General features: G+C 72.6%; 7 protein-coding genes. 6 read left to right on the plus strand and 1 reads right to left on the minus strand.

Annotation, left to right across the window (positions count from 1 at the left end):
* From GTW67_RS14470 to GTW67_RS14495, 6 genes are all read left to right on the plus strand, one after another.
* The coding region (locus GTW67_RS14470; RefSeq protein WP_161165225.1) for a CHAT domain-containing protein at nucleotides 1-487 on the plus strand (487 nt) is incomplete at its 5' end.
* A 389-nt stretch (nucleotides 488-876) separates the two neighbouring features.
* Nucleotides 877-1,833, plus strand: a complete 957-nt coding sequence (locus GTW67_RS14475) for a helix-turn-helix domain-containing protein (RefSeq protein ID WP_161165226.1) — start codon at nucleotides 877-879, stop codon at nucleotides 1,831-1,833.
* 118 nt (nucleotides 1,834-1,951) lie between these two features.
* Entirely contained in the window at nucleotides 1,952-2,950 is a 999-nt protein-coding gene (gene gap, locus GTW67_RS14480) for a type I glyceraldehyde-3-phosphate dehydrogenase (protein WP_161165227.1), read from the plus strand.
* Nucleotides 2,951-2,999: 49 nt separating this feature from the next.
* A complete protein-coding gene (locus GTW67_RS14485; RefSeq protein WP_161165228.1) occupies nucleotides 3,000-3,497 on the plus strand; it encodes a peptidylprolyl isomerase in 498 nt (165 codons plus the stop codon).
* A gap of 184 nt (nucleotides 3,498-3,681) precedes the next feature.
* Entirely contained in the window at nucleotides 3,682-5,160 is a 1,479-nt protein-coding gene (locus GTW67_RS14490) for a glutamate-cysteine ligase family protein (protein ID WP_161165229.1), read from the plus strand.
* Between the two features lie 51 nt (nucleotides 5,161-5,211).
* Nucleotides 5,212-6,045 carry a class II glutamine amidotransferase gene (locus GTW67_RS14495; protein WP_161165230.1) on the plus strand — a complete coding sequence of 278 codons (834 nt, stop codon included), beginning with the start codon at nucleotides 5,212-5,214 and terminating at the stop codon, nucleotides 6,043-6,045.
* A 3-nt stretch (nucleotides 6,046-6,048) separates the two neighbouring features.
* Here the strand turns inward: GTW67_RS14495 and GTW67_RS14500 are convergent.
* On the minus strand, nucleotides 6,049-6,240 hold a 192-nt coding region (locus tag GTW67_RS14500), incomplete at its 5' end, for a hypothetical protein (protein WP_161165231.1).

Consider the following 6,240-nt stretch of genomic DNA (forward strand, 5'->3'; position numbering starts at 1 on the left):
GGACACCGCCGCGACGCGCTCCGCTGTCGTCTCCGCCCTGCCCCGCCACGCCCACGCGCACTTCGCCTGCCACGCCCTCAGCGATCTGCGGCGCCCATCCGAGAGCCGGCTGCTACTGCACGACGCCACCGAGCCTCCGCTGACCGTCCGCGACCTCGCCCGGCTCCGGCTGCCGTCGGCCCGGCTGGCGTACCTCTCCGCCTGCGACACCCTGCGCAGCAGCCCGGAACTCTCCGACGAGGCCGTGCACATCGTCAGCGCCCTCCAGATGGCGGGCTTCCCGCACGTCGTGGGCTCCCTGTGGCACGTCGTGGACGCCATCGCCGCCGAGGTCGCGCGGAGCGTGTACGAGGCTCTGCACACGGGCGGCGGCACCCTGGACGTCTCCCGCACAGCCGACGCCCTGCACACGGCGGTACGCGCCCTGCGGGACCAGTACCCACAGACACCAAGCCTGTGGGCCTGCCAGGTGCACGCGGGGCCGTAGCCCCTCGCCGACCGGGGTCGCGCCCTGTGGGCCCGCGCCCCGAGACCACCCTGCCCCGGGCCGGCCAGGTGCACGCCGGCCGTTGACCCTCGCCAGCCGAGGTCGCAACCCCGGGGACCTGAGCCCCCGGACGCCCAGCCTGCGGGCCTGCCAGGTGCACGCCGAGCCGTAGGCGCCCGCGCCAGCCGGGCCGCGCCCTGTGGGTCCCGTACCCCGAGACGCCCAGCCCTCCGGGCTGCCAGGTGCACGCCGAGCCGTAGACCCCCGCCAGCCGGGGCCGCCCAGCCCGCGGGCCTGCCAGGGGGCGCGCCGGGAAGCGCCTCGCCTGCCAGGGCCGTGACCCGCGGGGTCCCGCCGGACCGGGACCGCGCCCCGCATACCCTGTCCCCGTGTCCGTCCCCCGTCTGCGTCGTGTCGCCGTTCTCGTGCTGGAGGGTGCCAAGCCGCTCGACGTCGGCATTCCCGCGCAGGTGTTCACGACCCGCGCGAGCATGCCGTACGAGGTGCGGGTGTGCGGCGCCGCGCCCGGTCTCGTGACCGGCGGCGACGGGCTGTCGTACCACGTCGCCCACGGCCTGGACGCCCTCGCGTGGGCCGACCTCGTCTTCCTGCCGGGCTACCGGTTCCCGGACCGGGAGGATCCCCCGCCGGCCGTCGTGGACGCGCTGGTCGCCGCCCACGACCGGGGCGCCCGGCTCGCGGCCATCTCGACGGGCGCCTTCGCGCTCGCCGCCACCGGCCTGCTGGACGGCCGGCGGGCCACCACGCACTGGCACTACACGCGGGCGCTGGCGGCCAAGCACCCCCTGGTCCGGGTCGACGAGAACGTGCTGTTCGTCGACGAGGGCCGGGTGCTCACGTCGGCGGGCGCCGCCTCCGGCATCGACCTGTGCCTGCACGTCCTGCGCGGCGACCTCGGCGTGGCCGCGTCGAACCACGCGGCCCGGCGCCTGGTGGCGGCGCCCTACCGCAGCGGCGGCCAGGCGCAGTACGTGCCGCGCAGCGTGCCCGAGCCGCTGGGCGAGCGGTTCGCCGCCACCCGGGAGTGGGCGCTGCACCGGCTGGGCGAGCCCCTCACCCTGGAGTCGCTCGCCCGGCACGCGGCGGTGTCGCCGCGCACCCTGTCGCGGCGGTTCGTCGAGGACACCGGGTACACGCCGATGCAGTGGGTCATGCGGGCCCGCGTCGACAGGGCGCGTGAGCTGCTGGAACGCTCCCAGCGCGGCGTCGAGCAGATCGCCGACGACGTCGGTCTCGGCACCGCCACGAATCTGCGGCTGCACTTCCAGCGCATCCTCGGCACCACGCCCACCCAGTACCGGCGGACCTTCGCCCAGGGCGAGTGACCCCCTCGCCCGCTCGCCCGCCCGCCTGGCGGGATCCTTTCGAACCGTGGCGATCGCGCCGCTGTCCCGGATGTGCGCCGCGCGCCAACCTGGGTGGCGAGACGAAGGGACACCACTCATGACTCGCATCGCCATCAACGGATTCGGCCGCATCGGACGCAATGTGCTGCGCGCCCTGCTGGAGCGCGGCGACGGCCTGGAGGTCGTCGCCGTCAACGACCTCACGGAGCCCGCCACGCTGGCGCGGCTGCTCGCCTTCGACACCACGTCCGGCCGGCTCGGCCGCCCGGTGACCGCGGACGGGGACACCCTGGTCGTCGACGGCCGCCGCATCAAGGTGCTCGCCGAGCGCGAGCCGGCGCGGCTGCCCTGGGCCGAGCTGGGCGTCGACATCGTGCTGGAGGCGACCGGCCGCTTCACCTCGGCCAAGGCCGCCCGCGCCCACCTCGACGCGGGCGCCCGCAAGGTGCTGGTCAGCGCCCCGTCGGACGGCGCGGACGTGACGCTCGCCTACGGGGTCAACACCGACGCCTACGACGCGGACCTGCACACCGTCGTCTCCAACGCCTCCTGCACGACCAACGCGCTCGCGCCGCTGGCCGCGGTGCTGGACGAGCTCGCCGGCATCGAGCACGGCTTCATGACGACGGTGCACGCCTACACGCAGGAGCAGAACCTCCAGGACGGTCCGCACCGCGACGCGCGCCGCGCCCGGGCCGCCGCCGTGAACATCGTGCCGACCACCACGGGCGCCGCCAAGGCGATCGGCCTGGTGCTGCCGAACCTCGACGGCAAGCTGTCGGGCGACTCGATCCGCGTGCCGGTGCCGGTCGGCTCGATCGTCGAGCTGAACACCACCGTCTCCCGCGAGGTGACGCGCGAGGACGTGCTGGCGGCCTACCGCGCCGCGGCCGAGGGCCCGCTGGCCGGTGTCCTCGAGTACTCGGAGGACCCGCTGGTGTCGTCGGACATCACCGGCAACCCGGCCTCGTCGATCTTCGACGCGGAGCTCACCCGCGTCGACGGACGCCACGTCAAGGTGGTCGCCTGGTACGACAACGAGTGGGGCTTCTCCAACCGGGTGATCGACACGCTGCTGCTGCTCGCCACCCGTTGAGGGGACAGCCGGTTAACGGTCCGCGGACCTCACCCGTCACAATGGTGGGATGAGCAATTCCCAGGTTTTCTTCGACATCGACATCGACGGCAAGGACGCGGGCCGGATCGTCTTCGAGCTCTTCGAGGACGTCACCCCCAAGACCGCCAAGAACTTCATCGAGCTCGCGACCGGCGAGCACGGCTTCGGCTACAAGGGCTCCCCGTTCCACCGGGTCATCCCGCAGTTCATGCTTCAGGGCGGTGACTTCACCGAGGGCAACGGCACCGGCGGCAAGAGCATCTACGGCGAGAAGTTCGCCGACGAGAACTTCCAGCTGAAGCACACCGGCCCGTACCTGCTCTCGATGGCGAACGCGGGTCCGAACACCAACGGCTCGCAGTTCTTCGTCACCACCGTCGCCACCCCCTGGCTGGACGGCAAGCACGTCGTCTTCGGCAAGGTCGTCGAGGGCTCGGACGTGGTGGACAAGATCGAGGGCTACGGCTCCTCCCCGTCGGGCCGCACCTCCGCGACCATCACGGTCCGGGACTCGGGCAAGCTCTGAGCCCGTACCGGCCGGGCGTGAGCCAGCCGGACACGGCGCCCGCCGCGCTCGTCGCGGCGGGCGCCGTCCCTTTTCCGCCCTCTCCTCGCCGCCCCGGCCCGCCGCTCCGCGTGGGTGGTGCGGGCCGCCCGGCGGTGCGACGCTGGGGTGGAGAGGCGTCCGAGGACGGGAACCGGGAGGGCCGATGGGACGGGACGTCCCGGCGCTGGTCTTCACCCGCGAGGACCGCCGCCGGTACCGGATCAAGATGCAGGAGTGCCTGGAGGCCTTCGCGCAGATGCTGCGCGAGTCGCGGTTCGAGACCGAGCGGCCCCAGGTGGGCCTGGAGATCGAGCTCAACCTGGTCGACGACGAGGGTGAGCCGGCGATGCGCAACAGCGACGCGCTGGAGGCCATCGCCGACCCCGCCTGGTCCACCGAGCTGGGCCGGTTCAACCTGGAGATCAACATTCCGCCCCGCCGGCTGACGGCGGGCGGCCCCGACTCCTGGGAGACCGAGATCCGCCGCGCCCTCAATCACGCGGAGGACCGGGCGACGTCCGTCGGCGCGCATCTGATCATGATCGGCATCCTGCCCACGCTGCGGCAGTCGGACGTCGGCGAGGGCGCGCTGTCGGAGAATCCGCGCTACCGGATGCTCAACGACCAGGTGTTCGCGGCCCGGGGCGAGGACCTGCACATCGAGGTGGACGGCGTCGACCGGCTGCGGACCTACGCGGACACGATCACTCCGGAGGCCGCGTGCACCAGCACCCAGTTCCACCTCCAGGTGTCCCCCGAGGAGTTCGCCGCCTACTGGAACGCCGCGCAGGCGATCGCCGGGGTGCAGGTCGCGCTCGCGGCGAACTCGCCGTTCCTGCTCGGCAAGGAGCTGTGGCACGAGAGCCGCATCCCGCTGTTCGAGCAGGCGACCGACACCCGCCCGCAGGAGATCAAGGCACAGGGCGTGCGGCCGCGGGTGTGGTTCGGCGAACGGTGGATCAACAGCGTCTTCGACCTGTTCGAGGAGAACCTGCGCTACTTCCCCGCGCTGCTGCCCCTGTGCGAGGAGCAGAACCCGACGGAGACCCTGGACCGCGGTGACATCCCGGAACTGGGCGAACTCACCCTGCACAACGGCACCATCTACCGCTGGAACCGCCCGGTGTACGCCGTGGCCAACGACAAGCCGCACGTCCGGGTGGAGAACCGGGTGCTGCCCGCCGGGCCGACGGTCGCCGACACCCTCGCCAACGGCGCCTTCTACTACGGGCTCACCCGCGCCCTGGTGGAGGAGGAGCGGCCGGTGTGGTCGCGGATGTCGTTCTCGGTGGCCGAGGACAATCTGCACACCGCGGCCCGCCACGGCATCGAGGCGCTGCTGTACTGGCCCGGCATGGGCGAGGTGCCCGTGCCCGAACTCGTGCTGCGCCGTCTGCTGCCGCTGGCGCACCGGGGGCTGGAGCTGTCCGGCATGGACGCGGCCTGGCGGGAGCCGCTGCTCGGCATCATCGAGCAGCGGTGCGTCACGGGCCGCAACGGCGCGGTCTGGCAGAAGGAGACGTTCCATCACATCGACGACTCCACCCACGTGGGCCGGCACGAGGCCCTGCGGCGGATGACCCGGCAGTACATGGACTACATGCATCTCAACGCCCCGGTCCACACCTGGCCGGTCGACTGACGTGCGGCGCCCCGCGCGGCACGTGCCCCAAGACCAGGGAGGCGGCAGACGATGTGCCGATGGCTCGCCTACTCGGGAACGCCGGTGCTGCTGGAGACGATCCTCTACAAGCCCGAGCACTCGCTGATCGACCAGAGCCTGCATGCCCGGATGGGTGTCGAGACGACCAACGGGGACGGGTTCGGCGTGGGCTGGTTCGGCCCGGAGATGACGACGCCCGCGATCGTCCGGGAGATCGGCCCGGCGTGGAGCAACCGCAATCTGCGGGAGATCGCCGGCCACGTACGGTCGTCGCTGTTCTTCGCGCACATCCGGGCGTCCACCGGGAGCCCGGTGCAGCAGACCAACTGCCATCCGTTCCGGCACGGCTCCTGGATGTGGATGCACAACGGCGCGATCGCCGAGTTCGACCGGCTGCGCCGGGACCTCGCCCTGGCCGTCGACCCGCGGCTCTTCCCCGACATGGAGGGGTCGACGGACTCGGAGCTGATGTTCTACCTGGCGCTCACGCTCGGCCTGGAGGACGATCCGCCGGCGGCGGTGGCGCGGATGGCCGGGCTGGTGGAGGAGATCGGGCACGAGCACGACGTGGAGTACCCGCTCCAGATGACGGTCGCCGTGACCGAGGGACGACGGGTGTGGGCCTTCCGCTACTCCAGCCGGCAGGAGTCGCGGTCGCTCTACTACAGCTCGGCCGTGGAGAGTCTGCGGGCGCTCCACCCCGACCTGCCGTTCCTGCGGGACGCCTCCGACGGGACCCGGCTGATCGTGTCGGAGCCCCTCGGTGATCTGCCGGGTGTCTGGAACAAGGTGCCCGAGAGCAGCTACGGCGTCGTCCAGCCGGGCGGTGACGCCATGTACCCGTTCACCCCGCAGCCCGCCTGACGCTCACGGTGCCCAGTCGCGCGGCCCGCCGCCGCGCCACTCGATCCACTCCGCGGCCTCGACGTCCGAGGCCTCCACGTCCTCCATGCCGGCGCGGCGCAGGAACTCGGCGATGTCGACGAGTGTGTAGGCCAGGCCGATGAAGGCGCTGTCGAGGCGGACGCGCCGGCCGCCGTCCTGGGCGGGCGGGTAGAC

Origin of the sequence: Streptomyces sp. SID5910 (genome assembly GCF_009862125.1) — a bacterium.
In the GTDB taxonomy this organism is placed as follows: Bacteria; Actinomycetota; Actinomycetes; order Streptomycetales; family Streptomycetaceae; genus Streptomyces.

Excerpts from the sequence above, each read along its gene's own strand:
- GTW67_RS14490 (WP_161165229.1), top strand. The coding sequence starts at position 3,682 with ATGGGACGGGACGTCCCGGCGCTGGTCTTCACCCGCGAGGACCGCCGC.
- gap (WP_161165227.1), top strand. The coding sequence starts at position 1,952 with ATGACTCGCATCGCCATCAACGGATTCGGCCGCATCGGACGCAATGTG.
- GTW67_RS14485 (WP_161165228.1), top strand. The coding sequence starts at position 3,000 with ATGAGCAATTCCCAGGTTTTCTTCGACATCGACATCGACGGCAAGGAC.
- GTW67_RS14495 (WP_161165230.1), top strand. The coding sequence starts at position 5,212 with ATGTGCCGATGGCTCGCCTACTCGGGAACGCCGGTGCTGCTGGAGACG.